The sequence below is a fragment of the Amycolatopsis sp. N2S4-7 genome (assembly GCF_058119595.1).
Genome location: NZ_CP172299.1, coordinates 4,590,494 through 4,616,866, shown reverse-complemented (window position 1 = coordinate 4,616,866; position 26,373 = coordinate 4,590,494). Strand labels below are relative to the sequence as shown.

Genomic DNA, 26,373 nt, shown 5'->3' with positions numbered 1-26,373 from the left:
CTCGGCTCGACCGGGAAGGGAGTGCCGCATGGGTGTCGTGACACCGGGTTTCCAGGGCCGGGCGCGCAGCGGCGATCCGCGCCTGCCGCCCGGGCAGTACCTGGCCGAGGACTTCCCGGTGCTGTCGGTGGGCCCGACCCCGCGTGTGCGCACCGAGACGTGGGAATTCACCGTCACCACCGAGACCGGCGAGAAGCACGCCTGGAGCTGGGCCGAGCTGATGGCCCTGCCGAGCGAGAAGCCCACAGTGGACATCCACTGCGTCACCCAGTGGTCCAAACTGGACACGCGCTGGCGCGGCGTCGCGGTGGACACGCTGGTCGGCGGGCTCGACACCGAGGCCGACTACGTCATGGTGCACTCCTACGGCGGGTACACCACGAACCTCCCGCTGGCCGACCTGCTCGACGGCCAGGCCTGGATCGCCTACGAGTACGGCGGCGAGCCGCTGACCCCGGAGCACGGCGGCCCGGCGCGGCTGCTCGTGCCGCACCTGTACTTCTGGAAGTCCGCGAAGTGGGTGCGCGGGCTGGAGCTGAAGACCCGGGACGAGCCGGGCTTCTGGGAGAACGTCGGCTACCACGACTACGGGGATCCATGGCGCGAACAGCGGTATCAGGGCGACTAGCCTGGCGGGTCGCCCGCCTGGCCGCGTTCCGGGACGAGACACCGACGGCCCGCACGCTCGTCTTCGACCTGCACGGCTGGCCGGGACACCTCCCGGGACAGCACGTCGACGTCCGGCTCACGGCCGCCGACGGCTACCGGGCGCAGCGCAGCTACTCGCTCGCCGCGCCCGCGGACGGCGACCGGGTGGAGCTGACGGTGCAGCGCGTCGCCGACGGCGAGGTCTCGGAACACCTCGCCGGGCCGTACGCGATCGGCGACCCGGTGGAGATCCGCGGCCCCGTCGGGGGCTGGTTCGTCTGGCGTCCCACGGACCCGGCCCCGGTACTCCTCGTCGCCGGCGGCTCGGGCATCGTGCCCCTGATGGCCATGATCCGAGCCCGCCGCGCGGACGGCGTCCGGACGCCGTTCAAGCTGATCTACTCCCTGCGCACCCCGGCCGAGCTGTACTACGCCGAGGAGCTGCGCACGCCCGTGGCCGGCCTGGACATCACGTACGTCTACACGCGCGAACTGCCCGAAGGCCGCCCAGGTCTGCCGCGCCGCATCGACGTGGCCACGCTCAACACAGCAGCCTGGCCGGCAGAGTTCGGCGCATCGTGTTTCGTGTGCGGGCCAACGGGCTTCGTCGAGACGGTCGCGGACATCCTGGTCGCCCTCGGCCACGACCCGCACCGCATCCGCACAGAACGCTTCGGCCCCAGCCGCGACTAAGCGGTGCCCGGGCAGCCCAGCCGCGACCGGGCCGCGCCAGCCGGGGCCGAGCAGCTGCGGCCGAGCTTCGGCAGCTGCAGCCGGGCCGCGCCAGCCGTGACCGAGCCGCGGCGGCTGCGGGCCGGGCCCGCCGTAGTCGGCCCGGGCCGGCTGTGGCTGGGCCGGGCAAACCGTGACCGGGCCGCGCCAGCTGCAGCCAGGCAATCCCCAGCCGCCGACGGGCCGCCCCAGCCGCCGCCGGGCCGCCCCAGCCGCCGCCGGGCCGCCTCAGCCGCCGCCGGGCCGCCTCAGCCGGGGCCGAGCAGCCCCAGCCGCGCCGACCTTCGCTCAGGAGGCGTCCGGGCGGGACAACAGCTCCCGGAGCGTCGCCAGCAGCTCCCGCCGGTCCGCCGCCCCCAGCTTCCCGCGGATCCGCGCCATGTGGTGCTCCACCGTCTTGCCCGAGATGAACAGCTTGCTGCCCGCCTGCTTGTACGTCAGTCCCTCGACCACCAGGCGGGCCACCTCCAGCTCGCGCTCGCTCAGCGCCGCCAGGCCGCTGCCGGGGGCGGCCTGCTCCGTTGTTCCCGGGTCGCGGCGGGCGGCCGTTCCCTGGAACTGGCGGGCCGCCTCCAGGAGCTGGACCATGGCCTTGCGGTCGGATGTCCGGATCGCCGCCTGGCCGGCCAGGCGCGCCGCGTCCCAGCGGAGGCCCAGGTCGTGCAATTCGGCCGCCGCTGCGGAGATCGTGTCCGGGTTGAAGCCGCCGCCCAGGACCGTGAGCCAGCCCTGGGCTGCCGTGGCCAGCGCCAGTGGGTGGCGGCCGCAGTGGGCGTGCGTCGTCAACGTTGCCAGGTGTGCCTTTGCCGCCTCCGCGTCCTCCAGCGTGATTGCCGCGTGCAGCTCGTGCCAGACCAAGGAGACCGTCCACAGTGGAGGCTCGCCGAGGCGGGCCAGCAAGCCGTGGGCGCGCTCCAGCTGACCCGCCAGCTTCGCGTACGCGCCCGTGCGGGCGGCGGCGATCGCCAGCTCGCCCAGCGGGAGCAACGTGAACAGGTCGGTCTGCTGCCGCATCGACGCCTGGTACGCGCGGTTCCACGACCGCTGCAGGCCGACGAGGTCGCTGGCCCGCCGGGCGAGGCCGAGTTCCAGCGTCGCGAAGAACAGCTCGTCGCGGGCTTCCAGCGTGCGCCCGGCGACGGCGTCGCGGTGTTCCGCGGCCTTGGCGAGGTCGCCGGCCGTCATCGCGACCCAGCCCAGCAGCAGCCGGTGGCGGACCTCCAGGAGGTCTCCGCCGATGCCGCCGTCGAGGGCCCGGCTCAGCACGGACTCCGCCAGCGCCAGCTCGCCGGTGTGCAGGGCGGCGAGCGCCGCCAGCGCCGCGGGACTGTCCGGCAGCAGCGTGCCGCCCAGTGCGGGCTCCAGCATCGCGGCCGCGCCGAGGAGGGTGGACAACGTCTCCGTCGCGCAGCCGGCCACCGAATCCGCGATGCCCTGGGCCATCCGGGTCGCCGCGCCGGCGAACAGCGTCGGGGCGAGGCCGGGGGAGGGGGAGTCGAGGAGCCGGCGGGCGCCGTCGAGGTCGCCGGTGCCGACCAGCGCGATCGCCGCGAACGCGTCGGCGCCGGCCCAGTTGGCCGTGGCGGACGTCGCCGCCGCGGGCCCGTCGGCGGTGCGGGACGCCCAGTGGTACAGCTCCGCGCTGCGGGCCAGCTCGCCGCGGTGCGCCAGCACCGTCGCGGCGATCGCGGCCCCGGCCGCGCGGGTTCCGGCGTCGTCGGCGCCGAGCATCCCGTCGCCGAGCCGCAGCGCGGTGTCGAGGTCACCGGACAACGCGGCCGCCCGCGCCCAGCCCGCCATGACGGCGGAAGAGCGGTCGCCGGCTTCGGCGGCGGCTTCGAAGAGCCGGGTCGCCAGCCGGGCGTCGGTCGGCAGGGCCTCGCCCGCGGCCGCGGCGAACGCGGCCGCCGCGGATGCGCCGGAACTGCCGGTGCCGAGCAGCGAGCGCGCCAGGTCGAGCACCGGGAGGCCGTTCGCCAGCTGCAGCTCCACCAGCCGCTGCACCGTCGTCAGCCGGCGGGCGGGCGGGCCGAAGTCGCGGACGGCGGCCGCGGCCAGCGGCAGCAGCGTGTCGTCCGGCGCGAGCAGGCCGGTCGCGCGGGCGCCGTCGACGATGGCGGGCAGCTGGTCGGGGCCGCGGTCCAGCAGCGCGCACAGCAGGTCGAGGTTGCGCCCCGCGCCGGCTTCGGCCGCGATCAGGTAGCGCAGCACGTCGTCGTCGAGCTCGTCGAGCTCCGGCCGGAACTCCTCCAGCCGCCCGAGCAGCGCGCGTTCGGCCAGCCTCGGCACGCCGCCGCTGCGGGCGTGCAGCTCGGCCGCGGCGACGGGGTCGGCGGGCGAGCCCGTCACCGCCGACATCAGCTGCGCGATGTCCTCGACGCCGAGCGGGCCGAGCTGCAGCAGCGTCCAGCCGGGCGCCACCGCGGCCGGCCGGTGCGCGACGACGATCGGCCCGTCCGCGCCGGTGAGCAGCTCCTCGAGCTGGTCGGCGCCGAGCCGGTCGGCGTCGTCGACGAGCAGGGCCTCGGCGCCGGCTTGCCGGTAGCAGCGGTCGAGCGCGGCGAGCAGCACGCTCTTGCCGTACCCGCCGGGGGCGACGACGGCGAGCCGCAACGGCGCGGCCGGGTCGGCGGCGACCTGGTCGAGCAGCTGCCGGGCCGCCGGGTGCACCGGGACGGTGCGAAGCGGGGAAACCTGCGTGAGCAGTGTGTTCAACAGTGACCTTCACCGGAGGGGGCGCCGGGGCGGGCGCAGTGGCTCGGGACGGGGGACTGGTCGGGGCCGGCGGTGGCTTCGCGGGCGGTGATGGTGATCAGCACGGCCGAGACGGCCGCGGCGAGCACCAGGATCGCGGCGGCGAGGGGGCGCCGCCGCCGGAACAGGTTCATCGGGCTGCTGCGCTCGGGCAGTTCGAACGGCGTGATCTCGACCGGCGGCCGGGGTGGCCGCTCGCCGAGCTCACCGAGCGTGTCCACCTTGGGGAGCAGGGTGGTCTCGACGGCGGGCGGTTCCAGCGGCGCCCCCCGGTGGTCCGCGCGCAGCGCCGCGAGGGCCGCGGCACCGAGGGCGGCGGCCGCCGGCGGAACCGGTCCCGCGAACACCGGGCACGGCGGCCGGGCCGGCAGCGCGTGCGGCGGGACGTCGCCGCAGAAGACCACACCGGCGAGTCCCTTGGGGGACGTCGACGCCGCGCCGGCGAGGGCGAACAGGGTGCTGAGCGCGGCCGCCGGGGCCACGCCCTCGGCGCTCGCGGCCGGTTGCCAGCCGCTCGCGCCGGACGCCGTGGCCAGCGTGACGTTCACGCCGTCGGCGCCGAATTCGCACACGCCGGCGACCTGCGCGCCGGGGCCGGGGACAGGCAGGTGCGCGCCGAGCGCGGCGATCGAGCCCGGGACCAGCGTGACCGCCGTGAACCCGGCGTCGGCCAGCGCCCGCCGCAGCACGTCGCGGCGGTAGCTGCCCCAGTCGCCGGGGTGGGTCAGCACCAGGTGGTGCGGGGGCCCGCCGAACAGGTTCGCGGCGTGCTCGGCGATGCCTTCGACGAGCACGGTGGTGAGCGTCTCCGGCGGGAACGCCTCCCCTTCGACGAGCATCGGGACGTCGTCGCCGATCCGCCGGTGGAAGCCGGTGAGCAGCCGGGACGGCACCTGCGCGCCCGCCTGGGCCGCCGCGTCACCGGTGAGCAGGTATCCCTCGTCGTCCAGGAACAGCGCGGACGCCGCGGCCGGGGACCGCTCGCCCAGCCAGAGGGGTTCGGGCTCGCCCCAGCCGGGGCGTGAGCGGTGGCAAGCCGCGGCGTGGGTCCGCCCCTGAGCCACATCGATCCCGAGGACGTAGGGCAACGGCGCTTCCTCCTCACCTCGCGGGGGCCGAACGGGGGCGCGGAATCCCCCTAGGGCTCGGGGCATCCTCACCCAAACGGGTTAGTCAAGCAAGTGGCTGGAGGGATTTAACCCAACTGAGTGCGTCTCGGATGAGCCCCTAACTCCCTAACGATGACATATCGATCCCCTATCGGCTGACTGACCCGCAACTCGGAGTGATCCCCGATGTGCGGTGGGGGACCGGCTCCCTACCTTGATCACGGAGCACCGGTTCTTGCGGCCGGTGCTGTCCCCCGATCCACCGGACCAGGAGAAATCCCCATGGACTCCGTGCAGACGTTGCACGACTTCGCCCTCAACCTGCTCAACGACCCGACCGCGCTGGCGGCCTTCGGGACGGACCCGCAGGGCGCCCTCGCTGCCGCCGGTCTCGGCGACGTCAGCGCCGCCGACGTGCACGAGGTCATCCCGCTGGTCCTCGACTACGTGCCGGTCGACAGCCTCCCGGCCGTCGGCGCGCTGCCGCAGGTCGGCAACCTGACGTCGCTGGGCACCGACTCCCTGGGCACCGACGCCCCGCAGGCGGGCATCCAGGGCGCGATCGACCAGCTCACCGCCCTCACCGCGGGCCTCGGCCTGCCGGCCACCCCGGCGCTGCCGGGCATCGGCGACCTCGGCGTCGGCGAGCTCCCCGGCGTGGGCGAGCTGCCCGTCGGTTCGCTGCCGGGCGTGAACGACATCACCAACGCCGGCAACGTCACCGCGCTGGCCGGCAACGTCACCAGCGTCATCGTCGGTGGCGACCTGGCGAACGGCCTCGACTCGGCCGCGCTGACCAACCTCACCGCGGCCCCGTCGTACCTGACGGACCCGGAGTCGGGCGTGACCGGCAACGTGGCCTACGCCGCGGCCGCGGGCGTCGGCGAGACCCAGCAGGTCCTCGCCACCTCCAACGCGGAGATCCACGAGATCAACGGCCACGTCGGCGACGTGACCGACACCCTCGGCGTCAGCGACGCGGTGAGCGGCGTCACCGGCCACATCGGTGACTTCTCCGGCATCCTCCAGGGCGCCGGCGAGTCCGTGCACGCCGCGGGCGGCCACGGCCACGGCCCGCTGGGCGAGGTCACCAACGTCGTGACCAACGCCACCGGGATCGACGTCGACCACAACGCGGTCGGCCAGGTGGCCGGCGCGGTCGGCGACGTCGCCAGCGGCAACGGCACGGCTGTCCACGACGTGGTCTCGGACGTCGCCGACGTCAGCCACAACGCCCTGGGCAACCTGCACCTCGGCGACATCGCGTCCAACGACATCCACATCGGGCACTGATTCCCGAACCGGTCACCGGAGCCCGTCCCGCGGTCTGGGTGCAGCCGCGGGACGGGCACCCGGTGTGCGTACGGGGAGTGAACCGGGGACACTCGTCCATCGTGAACGCCCCGGCTTGGCTCGAAGTGCTCAACGAGACCATGGACGCGTGCCGCACGCACGGCCGCGCCGATCTCGCCGAGCGCCTGCGCAGACGCCGGGACGCCCCGCCGGGGCAGACCCGGCTCGGCGTGCTCGGCTTTCCCAAACAGGGCAAGGGTTACCTGCTCAACGCCGTGCTCAACGCGCCGGTGTGCGCGGTCGGCGACGCCGCGACCCCGGCCGTGCCCACCGAAATCGCCTACGCCGCCGAACCCGCCGCGACCCTGGTCGGCCGCTCCCGCGAACGGATCCCCGTCGCGGTCGAACGGCTCACCGGTGAGCTCGGCGCCCGGCCCGCCGGCACCCTCAGCCGCGTCGAGGTCGGCGTGCCGCGGGAGCTGCTTTCGGCCGGGCTCGTCCTCGTCGACACCCCGCCGGTCGGTGACCCGCGGTCACCGCGGACCGCCGCCGCTCTCGACCTCCTCGCCGAAGCGGACGCGGTGATCATCGTCTCCGACGCGACCGCGCCCCTGAGCGCCGCCGAGCTCGCGCTCGCCCGGCACGTGCGCACCTGGTGCCCGCACGTCCTGTTGGCGCTCACCAAGATCGACGCCTGCCCGGGCTGGCGCGCGGTCGCCGAGAGCGATCGCGCGATGCTCGCCGAGGCGGGGATCGACGCGCCGGTCGTGCCGGTTTCGGCCGTCGTGCGCCAAGCCGCCGCGAAGGCCGGTGACGCGGATCTCAACGCCCGCTCGGGGTTTCCCGACCTGCTCACCTGGATCGCCGACCAGGCCGCGCGCCCGGCCGAACAGTCCCGCGCGCTGCTCGCCGCGGTCGGCGTGCGCGCCGCCGCCGCCGAACTCGTGGAGTCGCTGCGCGACCGCGTCGACGCCGCGGGCCAGGACGTCGGCCTCGGCCAGGCCGCGCTGCTGCAGCGGGCGCAGCGCCGCGCCGACAACCTGCGGCGGCAGAACACCCGGTGGCAGAACCTGCTTTCCGACGAGATCACCGACCTGTTGTCCGACGCCGAGTACGACCTGCGCGAGCGGACCCGCAAGATCGTCAACACCATCGACCAGACCTTCGACGAGGGCGACCCCGCGAAGGTGTGGGACGAGTTCGCGCCGTGGCTGGACAACGCGCTGGCCGAAGCCGTCGACGTCAACTACGCGTGGCTGGCCGACCGGGCGGAGTGGATCGCGCAGGCGGTCGCGGCCTGCTTCGGCGCCCAGTACGACCGCGCGCTGCCCGACCTGCGCCTCGACGGCTCGGGCATCGAGGGCCTCGACGACGTCCGCCGCCCGAAGATCGAGAAGTTCAAGGTCGGCCAGCAGGCCTTCACCGGCCTGCGCGGGTCGTACGGCGGTGTGCTGATGTTCGGCCTGGTCACCAGCCTGGCCGGGCTGCCGCTGATCAACCCGGTCTCGATCGGCGCCGGCGCGGCGTTCGCCGCGAAGACGATCAAGGACGAGGGCGGGATGCGGCTGCAGCGCCGCCAGGCCGTCGCCAAGCAGGCGGCGCAGCGGCACGTCGACGACGTCTTCCTCCGGTTCAGCAAGGAGTGCCGCGACGCGATCCGCGTCGTGCAGCGGCGGTTGCGCGACCACTTCACCGGCCTGGCCGAGGAACTCGCCGACGAGCTGACGCGCGAGCGCGAGACGATCCTCGCCGGCACCGCCGAGCGGGAGCGCCGGACGGGGCACATCCGCCGCGAGATCGACCGGCTCGCCGGCCTGCACCAGCGCGCGGGCGAGCTCGGCACGATCGCCGGGAGGCAGCGGCGGGAGCTTTCGGCGTGAGCCAGGACGTCCGCGACCTCCTCGCCGCCGCGGCCGGGCTCTACCGGGACGATCCGCGGGCTTCGGCGGTCCTGCACGACTGCCAGAACCGGCTGGAGCAGCCCCTGCGCGTCGCGTTCGCCGGGGCGCCCTCGTCGGGGAAGACGACGCTCGCCGCCGCGCTGGGCGAGTGGCCGACGCGCGCGCTGCGCGATCTGGTCCTGCTCGACGACCCCGGCCCGGCCGACGACGTCCCGGACGCGACGGTGCGGCTCGTGCGGCACCTGGAGCCGGACGAGCTCGCGGCGGCGCACCCGCCGGGCGGTTCGGCGTTCGCGCGGCAGAGCGCGGTCAACTCGGTGCTGGTCCTGTCGCGGGCCGACGAGGTCGGCGCGGGCCGGATCGACGCGTTGCTGACCGCGAAGCAGCTGGCGCGGCGCGCGTGGCGCGAAGACCCGCTGTGCACGGGGTTCCTGGGCGTGATCGCGGTCGCCGGGCAGCTGGCGTACGGCGGCCGGTCCCTGCGCGACGACGAGTTCGACCTCCTGGCGGCGTTCGCCGCGGTGCCGCGCGAAGAGCTGGAACGGCACGTGCTTTCGGTGGACTCGTTCACCGATCCGGCGTTCCCCGGCCCGATCCCGGTGGAGACGCGGCGGTCGCTGGTGGTGCGGTTCGGGATGTTCGGCGTCCGGCTGGCGCTGACGCTGATCCGCACCGGCTGCGACAACCGCGTCAAGCTTTCGGCGGAACTGGTCCGCCGCAGCGGTCTCGGCGAGCTGCGCGACACGCTCGCCGGGTGTTTCGTGGCGCGGGCGGAGGCGTTGAAGGCCCGCACGGCGATCATCCGCCTGGAGGCGCTGCTGGCGGCGCAGCCCCGCCCGGGCGGCGACCGGCTGGTGTCCCGGGTGGAGCGGTTCGCCGCCGCCGCGCACGACTTCCGCGAGCTGCGCCTGATCGCCGACATCCGCGGCGGCCGGACGGCGCTGTCCGGCGAGCCCGCGGAGGAGGCGGTCCGGTTGCTGGGCGCCCAGGGCACGGCCCCGGCCGATCGCCTGGGCCTGGAACCGGACGCGGACCCGGGCGAAATCTACGAAGCGGGCCTGGACGCGTTGCGGCGCTGGCGGCACGAGGCGGAGCGGCCGGACCGCCCGCACGCGGAGCGGACGGCGGCGCACGTGGTGGTGCGGTCTGCCGAGGGGATGCTGGCGTTGTTCGCCTAGATCGGGTTCCCGTTCACGGTGACGTTCGAAATCGTCACGTCCCGCGCGTGGCTGATCTGCGGCGCCGGTGTGTCGATCCGCGTGAAAGTGCTGTCCGCCAGGCGGAACCCGGTCAGCGGGCTCTCCTCGGCGCCGCTGATCTTCAGCGCGAACGGCGAGTCGTCGAGGTGGACGTCGCGAAGGTCGATGTCGCGGATCACGGGCTGCACGATCGGGCCGTAGCCGGGGCCGGTGAGGCTGTAGTTCATGTCCACGAAGATCGCGCCGCGGTCGACCGGGCCGCCGGTCAGCCGGCGCACGTGGATGTCGGAGACGACGCCGCCGCGCCGCGGGTTCGTCTTGAGGTAGACGCCGTAGAACGACTTGTACGACGAACCGGCGTGGATCCGGTTGTCCTGCGCGAAGACGTTGCGCACGCCGCCGGACATCTCGCTGCCGACCGTGATCGCGCCCCAGCGGCCGTGGTAGTCGTTGTCCTCGATGACGATGTCCTCGCTCGGTACGCCGACGCGCCGGCCGTCGGTGTCGCGGCCGGACTTGATCACCGTGCCGTCGTCGCCGGTGTCGAAGGAACAGCCGTGGACGTGGACGTCCGCGCAGCTCTCCGGGTCGACGCCGTCGACCATCGCGCCGCGCGAATAGATCGTGACGTTCCGGACCGTGACGTTGCGGCACAGCACCGGGTGCACCGTCCACATCGCCGGGTTCCGCAGCGCGACGCCTTCGACGAGGACGTTGCGGCAGCGGTAGAACTGGATCAGGTTCGGCTTGAGGAAGTGCTTGTCGCCGAAGACCCGCCGCTCCGGCGGGACGCCGTCGGCCGCCTGCTGCTGCAGCCGGTCCCAGTCCGGGCCGCGCCGGCCGTCGAAGTCGAACCACGGGCCGGCGGCGGCGTTCCCGTCGATCGTGCCGGACCCGGTGATCGCGACGTCGGTCTGGTCGATCGCGTAGATGAACGGCGAATAGTTGCGGCATTCGATGCCCTGCCAGCGGGTGAACACCACGGGCAGGTACGACGCGGCGTCGCTGCGGAACCGGATCGTCCCGATGACGTGCAGGTCTACTTGGGACTTCAGGTGGATCTTGCCGGTGCGGAACGTCCCGGCGGGCACCAGGACGCGGCCACCGCCGGCGGCGTGGCACGCGGCGATCGCCGCCTTGAACGCGGGCGTGCAGTCGGTGGTGTTGTCGCCCACCGCCCCGAATGAGCGGATGTCGAAGACCCGGCCCGGGAACACCGGCGGCGAGATCCGGCCGAGGATCACCGGGACCCGCGCCCACGGGTCTTCCACCGCCGCGGCGTACCCGGGGCCGAAGACCGCGCCGGCGGCCAGCAGCCCGCCCGCCGCCCCCGCGGCCTTGAGGAAGTCACGTCGACTGGTCATCCGAGTCCTCCGCTGTCGCTGTCATACATCATGTACAGCATGCGATATCTCGAAATCACGGTCAAAAACCTTCCCGGTCACCGGTATTGACGCGCGGGGGAGCGCGGCGCACCATAGACCGGTCTATGGTCCAGTGCCGGCCCGAAGGGACTCCTCCCATGCCCGAAGACCACCGCCCGCGGGTCCGGCTGTTCGGCGAGCTCCTCGCGCACTGGGCGCGCGAACGTCCCACGGACACCGCGCTCCTCTTCGGTGACCAGTCCTGGACCTGGGCGGAGTTCGACGAGCGCGTCCGGCGGCTCTCGGGTGCCCTCGCCGTCGCCGGGATCGCCCGGGGCGACCGCGTCGCCTTCGTCGACAAGAACCACCCCGCCTGCCTGGAGACGACCTTCGCCGCGGCCGGGATCGGCGCCGCCAACGCCGTGGTCAACTGGCGGCTCTCCGGCGACGAACTCGCGTACGTCCTCAAGGACGCGGGCGCGAAGGTGGTCTTCGTCGGCGCCGAACTGCAACCCGCGCTCGAGGCGATCCGCGACCGGCTGCCCGCGCTGGAACGCGTGGTCGTCGTCGGCGGGGACGCCGACGAGTACGAGCCGTTCCTGACCTCCGCCGCGCCGCACACCGAAGCCGGCGTCGACGAGGACGACGGCGTGCTGATCATGTACACCAGCGGGACGACCGGCTTCCCCAAGGGTGCCGTGCTGACCCACCGCAGCGTCATCGCGCACGGCCTCGCCGCGGGCACCGCGTTCCCGATCGGCCCCGGCGACGTCAACCTGGTCGCGATGCCGCTGTTCCACGTCGGCGGCAGCTGTTACGCGGTCTCCGGCTTCCTCTACGGCGAACCGTCCTACCTGACCCGGGAACCGGACGCGGCGTCGCTGTTCGCGGCGCTGCGGGCCGGCAGCACGCACGCCTTCCTGGTGCCCGCCGTGGTCGCCGGGATCGCGCAGGCCGGGGAGGACGCCCTCAAGGCGTTCTCCCGGCTGAAGTACCTCTGCTACGGCGCGTCGCCGATGCCGCTCCCGCTGCTGCGCACCGTGCTGGCCGCCTGGCCGGGCGTCAAGTTCGCCCAGGTCTACGGCATGACCGAGCTGTCCGGCGCGGTCACGGCGCTGGATCCGGAGGCGCACCGCGACGAGACCCGCCCCGAACGGCTGGCCTCGGCCGGGACCGCACTGTCCGGTGTGGACATCCGGATCGTCGACCCGGTGACGCACGAGGACACCGAGGTCGGTGAGGTCTGGGTCCGCACCGAGCAGCGGATGGCGGGCTACCTCGGCAAGCCCGAGGCGACCGCGGAGACCATCGTGGACGGCTGGGTGCGCACCGGCGACGTCGGCCGCCTGGACGACGGCGGGTTCCTGTTCCTCGAGGACCGCGTCAAGGACATGATCATCACCGGCGGCGAGAACGTCTACTCGCCGGAGGTCGAGCGCGTGGTCGCGGAGTACCCCGGCGTCGCCGAGGTGGCCGTGATCGGCGTGCCGGACGACCGGTGGGGCGAGCAGGTCAAGGCCGTCGTCGCGCCCGCGCCCGGAGAAGAGCTCGACACCGACAAGCTGGTCGAGTTCTGCCGCGAGCGCCTGGCCCACTACAAGTGCCCGCGCAGCGTCGACGTCCTGGCCGCCCTGCCGCGCAACGCCACCGGCAAGATCCTCAAGCGGTCGCTGCGCGAGCCGTACTGGCGGGACCGCAGCCGGAACGTCTGATGCCGCCGGTGACGCGGCGGGCGTACTTCGAGGCCGCGCTGAACATGTTGGCGGAGCACGGGTTCACCGGGCTGAACGTCGGCGCGCTCTGCCGGGACCTGGGGGTCACCAGCGGCTCGTTCTACCACCACTTCGGCGGCTGGCCGGGATTCGTCGACCGGCTGCTGGAGCACTGGGAGAACCGGCAGGTGCTCATCCTGCGCGAACGGAACTTCGGCGCCGGCGGCCCGTCGGCGGACTTCGCCGCGCTGATGGACCTCACGCTCGGGCTGCCCCACGAGGCGGAGGCCGCCATCCGGGCGTGGGCGATGAACGACGAGACCGTGCGCGCGGCGCAGAAGCGCGTCGACGAGGCCCGGCTGCGGACGGTCGGCAAGGCGGTCGCCGGCCTCGTCGGCGACCGCTCCCTCGCCCGGACGCTGACGTCGCTCGGGATGGCGATGCTGGTGGGCCACCAGCAGCTGGCAGCGGCGGGGGAGCACGGCGAGCTGGAGAAGCTGCTGGCGGAGTACACGCGGCTGGTGCACTCCCGGGCGGCGGCGACGTGACCGGCTGGCCGGCGGAGTACGCGCGGCTGGTGCGCTCCCGGGCGGCGACGTGACCGGCTCGCCGGCGGAGTACGCGCGGCTGGTGCACTCCCGGGCGGCGGCGACGTGACCGGCTCGCCGGCGGGTCAGGCGTTGCCGAGCACTCGCGTCACGGTGATCTCCAGGACCACCCGCTGCGGGTTGGGCTTGGGCTGCCGGTAGCGGGCGGCGTACCGGTTTTCCGCGTCCCGCACCGACTCCGGGTCGTCGCGCAGCACCGCGCGTCCCTCCAATGTGGACCACTTCGGGCCGTCGAGCTGGCAGACCGCGACGGGGATGCCCTCGGCGCCCGCGGCGCGCACGAGCCGGGCCTTGACCGACGAGCCGAACGTGATGACCCGGGCGAGGCCGGCGTCGAAGTCCACGGTCACGCCGACCGCGACGACGTGCGGGGTGCCGTCCGGCCGGACCGTGGTCAGCGTGGCCAGGTGGCGCTCGGTCCAGAAGGCGCGGAAGTCCGGGCCGCGGCCGTCGAGGTCGATCTGCATGGCGCCCACGCTAGTCCGTCCGGGTGGCCGGGCCGCCGTGAGACCACTCACCGTCATAGTAAGGAAAGTTTCCTAACAGCCTTGACCTGGTCTTGAACCGTCTGTCAGGCTCTGATCGCCGTCGCCGCAGCCAACGATTGTCTACGGAGGAGCGATGAAGAAGATCGTCCAGGCGGTGGTGGCCACGGCCGCGCTCGCCGCCGGCCTGCTGAGCGTGCCGGCGACCGCGTCCGCGGCGGGCACACCGTACGTGCCGGGTACCCTCCGGCCGTCGGTCTCGCAGGCCACCCAGGATGCCGCGCTGCAGAAGTACTACGACTTCTGGAAGCAGAACTTCCTCACCACCAAGTGCGGCAGCGGCACCTACGCGGTGCTGTCCAAGGACGCCGACCACTCCTTCGTCGCCGAGGGCGAGGGGTACGGCATGACGATCTCGGCGATGATGGCGGACAAGGACCCGCAGGCCCGCTCGATCGTCGACGGGATACTGAAGTTCGTGAAGGCCCACCCGTCGGTCAACAACCGGGACCTGCACGCGGCCGAGCAGGACTCGAGCTGCAGGAGCGTCAACGGCAGCGACTCCGCGACCGACGGCGACCTCGAGATCGCCTACGGCCTGCTGATCGCGGACAAGAAGTGGGGCAGCGCGGGCGCGGTCAACTACAAGGCCGAGGCCGTCCGGATCATCAACGCGATCAAGAAGAGCGAGGTCAACGGCACCACGAAGTTCACGCTCCTGGGCGACTGGGGCAACGACGCGGAGTACAAGAACAGCTCGCGTTCGTCGGACTGGATGCCGGGGCACCTGCGCGCGTTCGCGAAGGCCACCGGCGACAGCTTCTGGGACCAGGTGCGGACCCGCTCGGAGAGCGCGGTGAGCCAGCTGCAGTCTTCGTACGCGCCGAACACGGGCCTGCTGCCGGACTTCGTGGTCAACACGAACACGACGCCGAAGCCGGCGCCGGCGGACTTCCTGGAGGGCTCGTACGACGGCAAGTACAGCTGGAACGCGTGCCGCGACCCGTGGCGCCTCGGCGCGGACGCGATCTCGTTCTCCGGTAGCGCGGCGGCGAACCAGGTCCGCAAGATGAACACGTGGATCAAGTCGGCCACGGGCGGCGACCCGTCGAAGATCCAGAGCGGTTACTCGCTGTCGGGCTCGAAGACCGAAAGCGGCCAGCACCCGTGCTTCACGGCCCCGTTCGCGGTGGCGGCGATGACGGACGCGGGCAGCCAGGCCTGGCTGGACAAGCTGTGGACGGCGGTCTCGACGTGGTCCCCGGACGCGACGGACTACTACGGAACGGGCATCACGATCCAGGTGCTGCTGATCCTGTCCGGCAACTACGTGGCGGCTTAGGGCGGTTCGTCCCGCACCCGGTATTTCGGGTGCGGGACGGCTCCCTGGTGCGTGAGACTGGCGGGATGACCGGTCACCCGCGCAGTGTCGAGGAGCTGACCCGCGCCCTCGACGCGGGGAAGCGGTTCAAGTACGTGTACTTCTGGGGCCACCGGCCGCCGCGCGGAGGCGGGATCGGCGCCGGGTGCTTCAGCCAGTGGTGGCCAGCGCCCTTCGAGATCGACGACGCCCGGTTCGCCACCGCCGAGCACTACCTGATGTGGCGCAAGGCCCGGCTCTTCGGCGACGACGAGATGGCCGCGCAGGTGCTCGCCGCCGTGCATCCGAAGCAGGCCAAGGACTTCGGCCGCCGGGTGCGCGGCTTCGACGAGGACACCTGGGTGGCTCACCGCTACGGCATCGCAGTCGACGGGAACGCCGCCAAGTTCGGTCAGCACCCCGAGCTCGGACGCTATCTCGCGGGGACGGGGAACCGGGTGCTCGTGGAGGCGAGCCCGGTCGACCGGATTTGGGGGATCGGGCTCGCGGCCGATGACCCGCGGGCGGAGAAGCCGCGGGCTTGGCGGGGGGTGAACCTGCTCGGTTTCGCGCTGGCGGACGTCCGGGCTCAGCTGGGCTCGCGCAGCGGGAGCCCAGCGGCACGGTAGATCTCGTCGATCACCGTCATCGTCTCCACCGCGTCCGCCGCCGACGTCTTGACCGGCTCGCCGTGAAGGACCGCCGCCGCGAACGCGTCCAGCTGGTACGCGTACGACGCTCGCCGCGGGAAGCGTTCCGTCCGGTGATGCCCGCCCACGCGGACCGACACGCGGTGGTACGCCTGCGGGGCCACCGGATTCAGCACCGACAGCGCCCCCCGCGAGCCGATCACCTTCGCGCTGATCTTCAGCAGTGAAGACGACCACATCGAGCACTCGATCCGCCCGGTGTGGCCCGAGGGGAACCGCAGCTCCGCCGTCATCGCCCGGTCCACGTCAGGAGAACGCAGCTTCGCCGAAGCCGACACCACCGAAGGGGTCTCGCCGCCGCCGAAGACGCGGGCCATGTGGACCGCGTAGCAGCCCGCGTCCATCGTCGCCCCGCCCGCCAAGCCGTAGTCGTACCTGATGTCCGAGAACTTCGGCAGCGGGAAGCACAACGCCGTCTCCACGCGCTCCAAAGTGCCCAGCTCGCCCGACGCCACGATCTCCTCCACCCGCAGCGCCAGCGGGTGGTAGCGGTAGTGGAACGCCTCCATCACGACGCGGTCCGTGGCCAGGCCGGCGATCTCCCGGGCCTCCGCCGCGTTCGCCGTGAACGGCTTCTCACACAGCACGTGCTTGCCCGCCTCCAACGCCGCCCGGGTCCAGCGGCCGTGGAGGCCGTTCGGCAGCGGGTTGTAGACGGCGTCGATGTCCGGATCCGCCAGGAGCGCTTCGTAGGACCCATACGCGGTCGGGATCCCGTGCCGGGACGCAAACGCTTGCGCGCGGTCCAGGGCACGCGCCGCCACCGCCGTCACCGAAACCGAAGGGTGGGAAGAAGCGGGCTTGACCAGGGCCGCCGGGGCGATGCGGGCCGCCCCCAGGATGCCGATCCGCAGGCTCATGCCGCGAAGCTAGCACCGGACAAGATTTCAACAGCCAGTTGACCTCTTCAACAACGAGTTGTACCGTTCCGGCCAGCCGAACAGTGGAGGTCCGTTATGTCCCGTTCCCGTAAAGCGCAGGCGGTGTTGCTCGCGAGCCTGGCCGTCCTGGTGACCGCCTGCGGTGGTGGCCCGGACGGCGCGGGCGGGACGTCGCAGGCCGCCGGCGCGCCCGCGTCCGGCATCCCGGACACCGCCGCCATCGTCCAGGCCGTGCAGAAGGACGCCCAGCTCAACGCGGCCCTGCCGGACAACGTCAAGCAGGCGGGCCTGCACCTGGCGTCCAACCTGCAGTCCGCGCCCAACAACTTCTACGCCGCCGACGGCAAGACCCCGATCGGCTACGAGGTCGACCTCGCCAAGGCGATCGCGGCCAAGCTCGGCGTCACCGTGACCCACCAGGACATGGCGTTCGGCTCGCTCATCACCAGCCTCCAGTCCGGCCGCATCGACCTGACCATGGCCGGGATGAACGACACCAAGGCCCGCCAGGCGCAGATCGACTTCGTCGACTACTTCACCTCGGGCATCACGATCATGATCCGCAAGGGCAACCCGGACGGCATCACCGGCCCGGACACCCTCTGCGGCAAGAACGTCGCCGTCGTGCAGGGCACCAGCCACCAGAAGTTCGCCGAGGCGCAGAGCACCAAGTGCACGCAGGCCGGCAAGCCCGCGGTCACCGTCACCGCGACCGACAGCGACAACCAGAACCAGAACCAGCTGCGCACCGGCCGCGTCGCGGCGATCCTCAACGACCTGCCCAGCGCCGTCTACATCTCCCGCACCGCGGGCGACGGCAAGTTCTTCGAGGTCGTCCCCGGCGAGCCCATCGAGGGCGGGCCGTACGGCATCGGAGTCAACAAGCAGAACACGCCGCTGCGGGACGCCGTGCAGAAGGCGCTGCAGGCACTGATCACCGACGGCACCTACGGCAAGATCCTGCAGGCCTGGGGTGTCGAGCAGGGGGCGATCAAGGAGGCGGCCGTCAATGGCGGAAGCTGAGCCGCTGCCGATCGTCCGGCTCCGCCACTGGGGCCGGTGGGTCGCCGCCGTCGTCATCCTCGCCCTGCTCGTGCTGCTGGGCATCGCCCTCGGCAACGCGCAGATCGCGTGGAGCCAGGTCCCGGACTTCGTGTTCTACCGCATCATGGCGACGGGCCTGCTCAACACGGTCATCCTCGCCGTGCTGTCGCAGGCCGTCGCGATCGTGCTGGGCGTCGTCATCGCCCTGCTGCGGCGCAGCGCCAACCCGGTCGCCCGGTGGTTCGCCGCCGGGTACATCTGGATCTTCCGCGGCCTGCCCGTGCTGCTCCAGATCCTCCTTTGGTACAACCTGGCGCTGGTCTTCCCGGTCATCGACATCCCGTTCCTGGTCCACGAGCAGACGAACGTGCTGATCAGCGCGTTCACCGCGGCGTTCCTCGGCCTGGCGCTCAACGAAAGCGCGTACATGGCCGAGATCGTCCGCGCCGGGCTGAACAGCGTCGACAGCGGGCAGACCGAGGCGGCGAAGTCGATCGGCATGACGCCGGCGGCGACGCTGCGCCGGGTCGTGCTGCCGCAGGCCATGCGCGTGATCATCCCGCCGACCGGCAACGACTTCATCAACATGCTCAAGGGCACGTCGATGGCGTCGGTGATCGGCGTGACCGAGCTGATCCACGCGGCCAACAACATCTCGTCGAACAACCTGCTGGTCATGGAGACCCTGCTGGCCGCGGCCGTCTGGTACATGGTCGTGGTGACCGTCGCCGGGGTCGGCCAGCACTACCTGGAACGCGCGTTCGGGCAAGCCGACCGCGGGCCGCTCGCCCGCGCCGGCAAGGCCCTGCGCGGCGTGCCGCTGGTGAGGAGTGCCCGTGTCTGAGCCGCTGCTGCGCGCCGTCGGCGTCCGGAAGTCCTACGGCCACACCGAAGTCCTCGGCGGCATCGACCTCGACGTCCACAAGGGACAGGTCGTCTGCCTGCTCGGCCCGTCCGGCGCCGGGAAGAGCACGTTCCTGCGCTGCATCAACCACCTGGAGACGATCGACGCCGGCCAGATCTGGGTCGACGGCGAGCCGATCGGGTTCCGGCAGCGCGGCGGGAAGCTCTACGAGCTGCGCGAACGCGACGTCGCCCGTCAGCGCCGTGACATCGGCATGGTGTTCCAGCGGTTCAACCTGTTCGCGCACCGGACGGCGCTGGAGAACGTCGTCGAGGGCCCGATCCGGGTGCTCGGCGTCAAACCGGACGACGCGCGGAAGCAGGGCCTCGAGCTGCTGGACCGCGTCGGTCTCGCGCACCGGGCCGACGCGTACCCGGCGCAGCTGTCCGGCGGCCAGCAGCAGCGCGTCGCGATCGCGCGGTCGCTGGCGATGAAACCGAAGCTGATGCTGTTCGACGAGCCGACGTCGGCGCTGGACCCGGAGCTGGTCGGCGAGGTGCTGGAAGTGATGAGTACGTTGGCGGGGGAGGGGATGACGATGGTTGTCGTGACGCACGAGATGAGCTTCGCCGCGGAGGCCGCCGACGAGGTGGTGTTCCTGGCCGACGGCGCCGTCGTCGAGACCGGGCCGCCGTCGGAGGTGCTGAGCGCGCCGAAGCACGAGCGCACCCGGCAGTTCCTGGCGAGGATCCTCGCGTGACGCGGATTTCGCCCCGGTACCTGCTCCAGTTCGACGAGCCCGCCGGCTACCTCGACTTCGCCCGGTTCGGCCCGCCGTCGCACGCGGTGCTCGACACGACGGCCGCGCTGCTCGACCAGGCCACCACGGCCGGGCCGTCCACTGTGGACGAGCTGATGCGGCAGGAGGTCCGGGCCAAGGCCGCCGCGGCGCGGCTGTCCGGCTCGGACACCGACCACACCGTGCTGCTCCCGCACACCAGCCTCGGCCTCTTCCAGGCCGCGTTCCACAGCTCCGGCGAGGTCCTCGTGTCGGCGGCGGAGTTCCCCGCCAACACCTACCCGTGGGCCCGCGCCGAGCAGGCCGGACGCCTCAAGCTGCGCCGCCTGACCGGCGGTTACGTCACCCCGGAGCGGGTGGCGGACGCGCTGACGCCGGAGATCACGACGGTCAGCGTCAGCGCGGTCGACTTCCGCACCGGCTTCCGCGCGGACCTGGCCGCGCTGCGTGACGTCGTCGGCGACCGGCTGCTGGTCGTCGACGGCATCCAGGGCTTCGGCGTGGTCGAAGCGCCGTGGGAGGTCGCCGACGTCCTGGTGGTCGGCGGGCAGAAGTGGCTGCGCGCGGGCTGGGGAACCGGCTTCGCCGTGCTGTCCGACCGGGCCCTCGACCGGATGGATCCCGTGCTGTCCGGCTGGACCGGCGCCCGCGACCCCGGGCTCTTCGACGACGAGATCCACCCGCCGGACGCCACCGCCCAGGCCTGGTCGATCTCCAACCTCAGCCCGATCACCTCCGGGGCGTTCGCCGAGGCGCTCGAGCTCGTCGAGGACGCCGGCGTCGGCGCGATCGCGGCGCGGATCGCCGAGCGGATCGGGGAGTTCGAAGACGTCCTCAAGGCGTGCGGCGCCGAGGTCGTCTCGGCGACCGGGCGGCGTGCCGGGATCCTCGCGTTCACCCTGCCCGGCCACCCCGCCGAGCAGGTCGGCGCCGCGCTGGCCAACGCCGGGATCGCGGCGACCGTGCGGCCCGAGCACGTCCGGCTCTCCCCGCACGCCTCCACTCCGGCGGCCGCGGCCGACCTGCTCCGGACGGCGCTGGAGACCCTGACCCGGCCGCGCGAGCCGCTGGCCGTCCCGGCCGCGGGCGCGACGACGCACGAGGTGCTCACCGCGCTCGTCCCGGCCATTCCGGGGCTCGCGGCGATGCTCGGCCCGGGCAACGAGGTCCTGCTGCACGACCTGAGCCGGCTGCCGGACTCGATCGTCGCCATCGCGGGTGACCTCACCGGCCGCAGCGTCGGCGGCCCGATGACCGACCTGCTGCTCGGCCTGGTCCGCCGCGGCACCACCCAGGACCTGACGAACTACCGCACGCACGGCCCCGACGGCCGCCCGATCCGCTCGTCGACGCTGTTCCTGCGCGACGCCGACGGGGTCGCGGTCGGCTGCCTGTGCGTGAACAGCGTCGACACGGCCGCTTCGGCCGGGGGCAACGGCGAGCCGGAGACTTTCCCACCGGACGTCGACAGCCTGCAGCGGTTCCTGGTCGACCGGGCGGTGGCCAAGGCCGGGATCCCGGTGGACCTGATGAAGAAGCGGCACAAGGCGGCCGTGGTGCGGGAGCTGGACGAAGCCGGTTATTTCCTGATCAAGGACGCGGTCGACCACCTGGCCGGCCGCCTGGACGTCACCCGGTACACGATCTACAACTACCTCAACGAGATCCGCGCCTGACCCTGCCCGTTCGGCCCTTGTCACCTGGGCTTTCCGGGCGGACCATGGCGCGCATGACCGAACCGGACACCCGGTGCGCGCTGCTGCACATCGAGGCAGCGGACGCCGATGCCGAAGAGCTCGACGAGCTGGCGCGTCGGCTGCGCGCCGAGCTGGGCGAACTCGACCTCGACGTGCTCGCCGCGGTCCCGGCCGGCGACCTGCCGCCGGGCGCGAAGGCCGCCGACCCGGTCACGATCGGGTCGCTCATGGTGGCCTTCAGCGCGGCCGGCGGCGTGTTCCCCGGCCTGGTCGACACCCTGCGCGAGTGGCTGGGCCGGCAGGGCGGCCGCCACAAGATCAAGGTGACCATCGACGGCGACACCGTCGAGCTGGAACGGGCGACCACGGCCGAGCGGCAGCAGCTGATCGAGGCCTTCGTCAGCAGGCACGGCTAGTCCAAACAGGACTCCACCGCGTCCGCCGCCGCGCCGACGCCGCCGTGGCCGCGGATCTCCGCCTTCAGCTCCGCCAAGCGAGCCGCCACCGAGGGGGAGGACGAAACCTCCTCGACCGCCGCCCGCAGCGACGCGGCCGTCACCGACTCCGCCGGCAGGTGACGTCCCACCCCGAGCGCTTCCAGCTGCGCCGCGTTCCCGAACTGGTCCGCCGCCTGCGGGATCGCCACCGTCGGCACCCCGAACCACAACGACTCGGTCGCCCCGCCCATCCCCGCGTGGGTGATGAACGCCGACGCCGCGTCGAGCACCGCCAGCTGGGGCACGCTCTCGTGGACCTCCACCGAATCCGGGAAGGATCCCAGGTCCGCGGGCGAAACGTGCTTGCCGATCGCCAGCACGACGTGCCAGTCCGCCGCGAACGCCTCGACGCAGGCCCGGTAGACCGGAAGCTGGTCGTTGAACGCCGTGCCGAACGAAACCAGCAGCACCCGGCGGCCCGACGCCGGCGGGGTCCAGCTCCGGTCAGCCAGCCGTGAAGGGTCCAGGCACGGCCCGACGAACCGGACGTGGTCGCCGACGCGGTCCGCGTGCGGCTGCATCGCCCGCGGGATGAGCGACAGGATCCGCGCCGGGTGGCTCAGCCAGTCCCACGCGTCGGCTTCGATCCCGTTCGCCGCCAGCCACCGCGTGAACGTCGCCGCGTAGTCCACACCGGACGGTGACGCCTTGATCGGGTCCATGACCTCGGCCATGTCCTCGTCGTAGCCGTCCCACGCCACCAGCGTCGGCGACAGCTGCACCGCGGGCACGCCGTACCGCGCACCCAGCACCGGCGCGCCGAGCCCGCCGATGTCGTACAGCAGCAGATCGGGCCGGTCGTCGTCGAACCGCGACGTCAGGAGCGGGTGGATCGCGACGGCTTCGTCGAGGAAGACGCGCATCGCGTCGGCGGGGTCGTCCGGCCAGACCGCGGCCTCGCCGAGCGGGAAGCTCGTCGGGTGCTCGACGACCTCCGCGCCGGTGGGGGAAACCAGCCCCGCCAGCGGTGAGCCGACGACGTAGGACACGCGGTGCCCGCGATCCACCAGCTCGCGGATGACGCCCAGGGACGGGTAGATGTGGCTCGGCGCGGTGCAGCCGACCATGACGAGGTGTTTGCGCGGCATGACGCTCCTTCAGGAGAGAAGAACAGACGGCGCGCAGAAGAAGGGACTCACCGGTACGCGGGAAATCCTGCGGTCACGCCGTCTCAGACGAGGCGGGGCCGGGTGAAAGCGATCATGGAGCCGACCGTACGGGATCCCCGGCGACCGGCGCCATCCGATTTCCGCCTTTCGTAGGGCATTCGCGGTCAGGGGACCGGTTGCGGTCCCCCGATGCCCCCGCGCGGGTCTAGGGTTCACCCGCTTGAAGTCGGAGCTGAAAGGGAGAAAACAGTGAGACGTGCCATTTCTTCCGTGGTGGCCGCCGCCGCGGTGGCGTGCGCGCTCGTGGCCGCTCCGGCCGCGACCGCGGCGCCCGCACCGGCTGCCGGGACGATCGCCTGGGGGCCGTGTACCGATCCCACGCTGGTCACCGCCGGCGCCGAATGCGGGTACCTGGGGGTTCCGCTCGACTACCGCAAGCCGGGCGGCGAACAGGTCCAGCTCGCCGTCAGCCGCGTCAAGCACAAGGTCCCGGACGCGCAGTACCAGGGCGTGATGCTGACCAACCCGGGCGGCCCCGGCGGCTCCGGGCTGCTGCTGGCCACCCGCGGCCCGCGCGTGCCGAACCACGCGGGCGACGCCTACGACTGGGTCGGGTTCGACCCGCGCGGCGTCGGCGCGAGCAAGCCGGCGCTGTCGTGCGACCCGAACTACATGGACTACGACCGGCCGGAGTACGTGCCGTTCACGCCACGGCTGGAGAAGACCTGGCTCGACCGGTCCAAGGGGTACGCGGAGGCCTGCGCGAAGAACAACCCGAAGGCCCTGCTGGAGAACATGAAGACGACCGACACGGTCCAGGACATGGACTCCATCCGGAGGGCGCTCGGCCGGCAGCAGCTGAACTTCTACGGCTACTCCTACGGCACCTACCTCGGCCAGGTGTACGGCACGCTGTACCCGCGCAACGTCCGCCGGATGGTGCTCGACTCCACGGTCGACCCGCGGGGCGTCTGGTACGGCGACAACCTCAACCAGGACGTCGCGTTCGACAAGAACATCCTGATCTGGTTCGGCTGGCTCGCCCAGCACGACGACGTCTACCACCTCGGCAAGACGCAGGGCGCGGTCCAGCGGGTCGTCAACGAGCAGCTGGTCAAGACGTCGTTCAACCCGGCCGGCGGCGTGATCGGGCCGGACGAGATCCTCGACGTCATCCAGCAGGCTTCGTACTACCAGCTGCGGTGGACGCTCCTGGGCGACGCGCTGTCCCGGTTCGTCAACCAGGGTGACTGGCAGAACTGGAAGTCGCTGTTCGAGGCCTTCGGCGGCCGCGGCGACGACAACGGCTACGCGGTCTACCTCGCCGTGCAGTGCACCGACGTCCAGTGGCCGCAGAGCTGGAACCAGTGGAAGCGCGACAACTGGAAGACCTTCGCCAAGGCGCCGTACTTCACCTGGCAGAACGCGTGGTTCAACGCGCCCTGCCTGTACTGGCCGGCGAAGCCGGGCAAGCCGACGAAGATCGACGGCAGCGGGGTCCAGAGCGTCCTGATGATCGACGAGACGCTCGACGCGGCGACGCCGTTCGAAGGCAGCCTCGAGGTCCGCAGCCGCTTCCCCGGCGCGTCGCTGATCGCGGAGCCGGGCGGGACGAGCCACGCGATCACGCCGCGCGGCAACGCCTGCGTCGACACCAAGATCGCGGACTACCTGGCGACGGGTGCGCTCCCGGCCCGCAAGCCGGGCCGCACGGCCGACGTCGAGTGCGCGCCGCTGCCGCAGCCGACCCCACCGGCCCCGGCGGCCGCCAAGGCCGACGTGGCGGCGACGCAGGGCCTCGTGGCCGGACGGTTCGCTGGCTGACCTGCGGAAACCCCGAGAAGCGGGGTGCCGGGCCCACGGCCCGGCACCCCGCTTTTCTGCGCTCTCCGGCACCGGGGGCTTTGAACTCACGTGGACTTTGTGTTACAAAGTGCGCATCGACTTTGCGGTTCAAAGTTCACGAAGGGGGACCCATGGGGGACACCGGACCGGCGTTCGCGCTCCACGGCCTGACCAAGCGGTTCGGCCCCGTCACGGCGGTCGACGGCGTGTCCGTCGAGGTCGCGCGGGGCGAAGTCGTCGCGTTGCTCGGCCCGAACGGCGCGGGCAAGTCGACGACCGTCGACATGCTGCTCGGCCTGACCGAGCCGGACGCGGGGGAGATCACCGTCGACGGCGGCAGCCCGCGCGAGGCCGTCGACCGGGGGCTGGTCGGCGCGATGATGCAGAACGGCGCCCTGCTGCCGGACGTCACCGTCGGCGAGATCGTCGGCCTGGTCGTCTCGACGCACGCGAAGCCGCTGCCCGCCGCCGAGGTGATCGCCCGTGCGGGGCTCGGGCACCTCGTGAAACGGCGCTGCGGCAAGCTTTCCGGCGGCGAACGGCAGCGCGTCCGGTTCGCCCTCGCGCTGGCCGGCGACCCGCGGCTGCTCGTGCTCGACGAACCCACCGCCGCGATGGACGTCGACGGCAGGCGGGCGTTCTGGGCGGCCATCCGCGAGTTCGCCGCCGCCGGCCGGACCGTGCTGTTCGCGACGCACTACCTCGCCGAGGCCGAGGACTACGCCGACCGCGTGGTGCTGATGCGCCACGGCGCCGTCGTCGCCGACGGCCCGGTCGCCGAGGTCCGGTCGGCGGTGTCCGGGCGGGTGCTCAGGGCCGTGGTGCCCGGCGCGACCGAAGCCGGGCTCGCCGCGCTGCCCGGCGTCAAGTCCGTGCAGCTGCGCGGCGGCCGTGCCGAGCTGGCCTGCACCGACTCCGACGCCGCATTGCGGGGCCTGCTCGCCGCGCACCCGCACGCCGCCGACATCGAAATCTTCGCGCTGGGCCTCGAAGAGGCCTTCCTGGCGCTCACCGCCGACGAGACCGAAGGGGCCGCCGCGTGAACACCACCTACCTGAGCCTGGAGATCAAGCGGATCGTCCGGAGCCCGCAGTTCACCGTCTTCACCATCGGCATGCCGGTGGCGATGTACCTGCTCTTCGGGTCCATCTTCGGCGACTACGTCCTCGAAAACGGCCTGCACTCGAGTACGCAGACGATGATCGGCATGGCCGCGTACGGCGCGAGCGGCGGCGCCCTGTTCACCGGCACCCGGGTGGCGCAGGAACGCACGGACGGTTGGCAGCGCCAGCTCCGCCTGACGCCGATGCGCGGCCCCGGCTACCTGGTCGTCAAGGTCGCTTCGGCGATGGCCGTCGCGCTGCCGGTGCTCTTGGCGATCTTCCTCGTCGGCTTCCTGCGCGGCGAACCGCTGACCATGGCCGACTGGGGCAGGCTGCTGGTCTTCCTGTGGGCGGCCACGCTGCCGTTCGCCGTCCTCGGCCTGGCGATCGGCCTGTTCGGCAAGGGGGACACGGTCGGCGCGGTCACCGGCGCCCTGATGATGCCGCTGGGCATGCTCGGCGGGCTGTGGCTCCCGCTGGAGATCCTGCCGGGCTGGATGACGACGGTGGCGCACTTCGTGCCGACCTACTGGCTGCGCCGCGTCGGCCTCGACCCGCTGACCCACACTTCCGGCACCTGGGTCGCGGTGCTCGTGCTGGCGGGCTGGCTGGTCGTGCCCGCCCTGGTCGTGGTGCGCCGGTTCCGGCTGGACACGGCCCGGCTGTGAATGCGTGTTAA

23 protein-coding genes are annotated in these 26,373 nt (G+C 72.6%); 17 read left to right on the top strand and 6 right to left on the bottom strand.

All coding sequences use genetic code 11. The features are described from left to right. The first annotated feature begins 28 nt into the window (after positions 1–28). Positions 29–628, top strand: coding sequence for a sulfite oxidase-like oxidoreductase (locus tag ACH54P_RS21585; protein ID WP_489915456.1), 600 nt, complete (start codon positions 29–31; stop codon positions 626–628). Further along, positions 598–1,341 carry a ferredoxin reductase gene (locus ACH54P_RS21580; protein WP_489915454.1) on the top strand — a complete coding sequence of 248 codons (744 nt, stop codon included), beginning with the start codon at positions 598–600 and terminating at the stop codon, positions 1,339–1,341. The genes ACH54P_RS21585 and ACH54P_RS21580 overlap by 31 nt, the downstream gene beginning before the upstream one ends. A gap of 327 nt (positions 1,342–1,668) precedes the next feature. Here ACH54P_RS21580 and ACH54P_RS21575 read toward each other — a convergent pair whose 3' ends face one another. Together ACH54P_RS21575 and ACH54P_RS21570 are read right to left on the bottom strand one after the other, a co-directional pair. Next, positions 1,669–4,095, bottom strand: a complete 2,427-nt coding sequence (locus ACH54P_RS21575; RefSeq protein WP_489915452.1) for a helix-turn-helix transcriptional regulator — start codon at positions 4,093–4,095, stop codon at positions 1,669–1,671. After that, a complete protein-coding gene (locus ACH54P_RS21570) occupies positions 4,092–5,222 on the bottom strand; it encodes an Hsp70 family protein (protein ID WP_489915450.1) in 1,131 nt (376 codons plus the stop codon). Before ACH54P_RS21570 ends, ACH54P_RS21575 begins: the two co-directional genes overlap by 4 nt. A gap of 303 nt (positions 5,223–5,525) precedes the next feature. Between ACH54P_RS21570 and ACH54P_RS21565 the strand changes: the two genes are divergently transcribed. From ACH54P_RS21565 to ACH54P_RS21555, 3 genes are all read left to right on the top strand, one after another. Continuing rightward, positions 5,526–6,536 (top strand): IniB N-terminal domain-containing protein, encoded by a 1,011-nt coding sequence (locus tag ACH54P_RS21565; RefSeq protein WP_489915449.1) that lies wholly within the window; start codon positions 5,526–5,528, stop codon positions 6,534–6,536. A 101-nt stretch (positions 6,537–6,637) separates the two neighbouring features. Further along, on the top strand, positions 6,638–8,416 hold the full coding sequence (locus tag ACH54P_RS21560; protein WP_489915447.1) for a P-loop NTPase family protein: 1,779 nt from the start codon (positions 6,638–6,640) through the stop codon (positions 8,414–8,416). Next, on the top strand, positions 8,413–9,615 hold the full coding sequence (locus tag ACH54P_RS21555) for a GTPase (RefSeq protein ID WP_489915445.1): 1,203 nt from the start codon (positions 8,413–8,415) through the stop codon (positions 9,613–9,615). The genes ACH54P_RS21560 and ACH54P_RS21555 overlap by 4 nt, the downstream gene beginning before the upstream one ends. Here the strand turns inward: ACH54P_RS21555 and ACH54P_RS21550 are convergent. Then, positions 9,612–11,000, bottom strand: a complete 1,389-nt coding sequence (locus tag ACH54P_RS21550; protein ID WP_489915443.1) for a glycoside hydrolase family 28 protein — start codon at positions 10,998–11,000, stop codon at positions 9,612–9,614. The two genes, ACH54P_RS21555 and ACH54P_RS21550, sit on opposite strands and share 4 nt — an antisense overlap. A 158-nt stretch (positions 11,001–11,158) precedes the next feature. Between ACH54P_RS21550 and ACH54P_RS21545 the strand changes: the two genes are divergently transcribed. Both ACH54P_RS21545 and ACH54P_RS21540 read left to right on the top strand, forming a co-directional pair. Then, the gene (locus ACH54P_RS21545) at positions 11,159–12,712 is read left to right on the top strand and encodes an acyl-CoA synthetase (protein ID WP_489915441.1); all 1,554 of its coding nucleotides are present in this window, start codon (positions 11,159–11,161) and stop codon (positions 12,710–12,712) included. Further along, positions 12,712–13,260 carry a TetR/AcrR family transcriptional regulator gene (locus ACH54P_RS21540; RefSeq protein ID WP_489915440.1) on the top strand — a complete coding sequence of 183 codons (549 nt, stop codon included), beginning with the start codon at positions 12,712–12,714 and terminating at the stop codon, positions 13,258–13,260. Before ACH54P_RS21545 ends, ACH54P_RS21540 begins: the two co-directional genes overlap by 1 nt. 125 nt (positions 13,261–13,385) lie before the next feature. Here the strand turns inward: ACH54P_RS21540 and ACH54P_RS21535 are convergent, their stop codons facing one another. After that, entirely contained in the window at positions 13,386–13,787 is a 402-nt protein-coding gene (locus ACH54P_RS21535; RefSeq protein WP_489915438.1) for a PPOX class F420-dependent oxidoreductase, read from the bottom strand. 154 nt (positions 13,788–13,941) lie between these two features. Between ACH54P_RS21535 and ACH54P_RS21530 the strand changes: the two genes are divergently transcribed. Both ACH54P_RS21530 and ybiA read left to right on the top strand, forming a co-directional pair. Continuing rightward, complete coding sequence (locus ACH54P_RS21530; protein ID WP_489915436.1) at positions 13,942–15,147, top strand: family 8 glycosyl hydrolase; 1,206 nt, start codon at positions 13,942–13,944, stop codon at positions 15,145–15,147. 65 nt (positions 15,148–15,212) lie between these two features. Beyond that, positions 15,213–15,794, top strand: coding sequence for a riboflavin biosynthesis intermediates N-glycosidase (gene ybiA, locus ACH54P_RS21525; RefSeq protein WP_489915434.1), 582 nt, complete (start codon positions 15,213–15,215; stop codon positions 15,792–15,794). On the opposite strand, the gene ACH54P_RS21520 is transcribed toward ybiA, so the two are convergent. Next, positions 15,755–16,735 carry a Gfo/Idh/MocA family protein gene (locus ACH54P_RS21520; protein WP_489915432.1) on the bottom strand — a complete coding sequence of 327 codons (981 nt, stop codon included), beginning with the start codon at positions 16,733–16,735 and terminating at the stop codon, positions 15,755–15,757. The genes ybiA and ACH54P_RS21520 overlap by 40 nt on opposite strands. A gap of 96 nt (positions 16,736–16,831) precedes the next feature. Between ACH54P_RS21520 and ACH54P_RS21515 the strand changes: the two genes are divergently transcribed. Genes ACH54P_RS21515 through ACH54P_RS21495 form a run of 5 tightly spaced genes read left to right on the top strand, consistent with a single transcriptional unit; the run spans position 16,832 to position 21,556 of the window. After that, on the top strand, positions 16,832–17,779 hold the full coding sequence (locus ACH54P_RS21515; protein ID WP_489915430.1) for an ABC transporter substrate-binding protein: 948 nt from the start codon (positions 16,832–16,834) through the stop codon (positions 17,777–17,779). Beyond that, entirely contained in the window at positions 17,766–18,644 is an 879-nt protein-coding gene (locus ACH54P_RS21510) for an amino acid ABC transporter permease (RefSeq protein ID WP_489915428.1), read from the top strand. The genes ACH54P_RS21515 and ACH54P_RS21510 overlap by 14 nt, the downstream gene beginning before the upstream one ends. Further along, positions 18,637–19,404 carry an amino acid ABC transporter ATP-binding protein gene (locus ACH54P_RS21505; RefSeq protein WP_489915426.1) on the top strand — a complete coding sequence of 256 codons (768 nt, stop codon included), beginning with the start codon at positions 18,637–18,639 and terminating at the stop codon, positions 19,402–19,404. Before ACH54P_RS21510 ends, ACH54P_RS21505 begins: the two co-directional genes overlap by 8 nt. After that, positions 19,401–21,119, top strand: coding sequence for an aminotransferase class V-fold PLP-dependent enzyme (locus ACH54P_RS21500; protein WP_489915424.1), 1,719 nt, complete (start codon positions 19,401–19,403; stop codon positions 21,117–21,119). Before ACH54P_RS21505 ends, ACH54P_RS21500 begins: the two co-directional genes overlap by 4 nt. A gap of 53 nt (positions 21,120–21,172) precedes the next feature. Further along, the gene (locus tag ACH54P_RS21495) at positions 21,173–21,556 is read left to right on the top strand and encodes an effector-associated constant component EACC1 (RefSeq protein WP_489915422.1); all 384 of its coding nucleotides are present in this window, start codon (positions 21,173–21,175) and stop codon (positions 21,554–21,556) included. Here ACH54P_RS21495 and ACH54P_RS21490 read toward each other — a convergent pair. After that, positions 21,553–22,725: a macrolide family glycosyltransferase gene (locus tag ACH54P_RS21490; RefSeq protein WP_489915420.1), complete on the bottom strand. Its 1,173-nt coding sequence runs from the start codon at positions 22,723–22,725 to the stop codon at positions 21,553–21,555. The genes ACH54P_RS21495 and ACH54P_RS21490 overlap by 4 nt on opposite strands. Positions 22,726–22,995: 270 nt before the next feature. Between ACH54P_RS21490 and ACH54P_RS21485 the strand changes: the two genes are divergently transcribed. The 3 genes from ACH54P_RS21485 (at position 22,996) to ACH54P_RS21475 (ending at position 26,362) form a co-directional block, all read left to right on the top strand. Continuing rightward, positions 22,996–24,570 carry an alpha/beta hydrolase gene (locus ACH54P_RS21485; RefSeq protein WP_489915418.1) on the top strand — a complete coding sequence of 525 codons (1,575 nt, stop codon included), beginning with the start codon at positions 22,996–22,998 and terminating at the stop codon, positions 24,568–24,570. Between the two features lie 152 nt (positions 24,571–24,722). Next, positions 24,723–25,634, top strand: coding sequence for an ABC transporter ATP-binding protein (locus ACH54P_RS21480; RefSeq protein ID WP_489915416.1), 912 nt, complete (start codon positions 24,723–24,725; stop codon positions 25,632–25,634). Next, positions 25,631–26,362 (top strand): ABC transporter permease, encoded by a 732-nt coding sequence (locus ACH54P_RS21475; protein WP_489915414.1) that lies wholly within the window; start codon positions 25,631–25,633, stop codon positions 26,360–26,362. The genes ACH54P_RS21480 and ACH54P_RS21475 overlap by 4 nt, the downstream gene beginning before the upstream one ends. The last annotated feature ends 11 nt before the right edge of the window (positions 26,363–26,373 follow it).

Excerpts from the sequence above, each read along its gene's own strand:
- ybiA (WP_489915434.1), top strand. The coding sequence starts at position 15,213 with ATGACCGGTCACCCGCGCAGTGTCGAGGAGCTGACCCGCGCCCTCGAC.
- ACH54P_RS21510 (WP_489915428.1), top strand. The coding sequence starts at position 17,766 with ATGGCGGAAGCTGAGCCGCTGCCGATCGTCCGGCTCCGCCACTGGGGC.
- ACH54P_RS21550 (WP_489915443.1), bottom strand. The coding sequence starts at position 11,000 with ATGACCAGTCGACGTGACTTCCTCAAGGCCGCGGGGGCGGCGGGCGGG.
- ACH54P_RS21545 (WP_489915441.1), top strand. The coding sequence starts at position 11,159 with ATGCCCGAAGACCACCGCCCGCGGGTCCGGCTGTTCGGCGAGCTCCTC.
- ACH54P_RS21480 (WP_489915416.1), top strand. The coding sequence starts at position 24,723 with ATGGGGGACACCGGACCGGCGTTCGCGCTCCACGGCCTGACCAAGCGG.
- ACH54P_RS21540 (WP_489915440.1), top strand. The coding sequence starts at position 12,712 with ATGCCGCCGGTGACGCGGCGGGCGTACTTCGAGGCCGCGCTGAACATG.
- ACH54P_RS21580 (WP_489915454.1), top strand. The coding sequence starts at position 598 with ATGGCGCGAACAGCGGTATCAGGGCGACTAGCCTGGCGGGTCGCCCGC.
- ACH54P_RS21495 (WP_489915422.1), top strand. The coding sequence starts at position 21,173 with ATGACCGAACCGGACACCCGGTGCGCGCTGCTGCACATCGAGGCAGCG.
- ACH54P_RS21520 (WP_489915432.1), bottom strand. The coding sequence starts at position 16,735 with ATGAGCCTGCGGATCGGCATCCTGGGGGCGGCCCGCATCGCCCCGGCG.
- ACH54P_RS21515 (WP_489915430.1), top strand. The coding sequence starts at position 16,832 with ATGTCCCGTTCCCGTAAAGCGCAGGCGGTGTTGCTCGCGAGCCTGGCC.
- ACH54P_RS21535 (WP_489915438.1), bottom strand. The coding sequence starts at position 13,787 with ATGCAGATCGACCTCGACGGCCGCGGCCCGGACTTCCGCGCCTTCTGG.
- ACH54P_RS21530 (WP_489915436.1), top strand. The coding sequence starts at position 13,942 with ATGAAGAAGATCGTCCAGGCGGTGGTGGCCACGGCCGCGCTCGCCGCC.
- ACH54P_RS21490 (WP_489915420.1), bottom strand. The coding sequence starts at position 22,725 with ATGCCGCGCAAACACCTCGTCATGGTCGGCTGCACCGCGCCGAGCCAC.
- ACH54P_RS21585 (WP_489915456.1), top strand. The coding sequence starts at position 29 with ATGGGTGTCGTGACACCGGGTTTCCAGGGCCGGGCGCGCAGCGGCGAT.
- ACH54P_RS21565 (WP_489915449.1), top strand. The coding sequence starts at position 5,526 with ATGGACTCCGTGCAGACGTTGCACGACTTCGCCCTCAACCTGCTCAAC.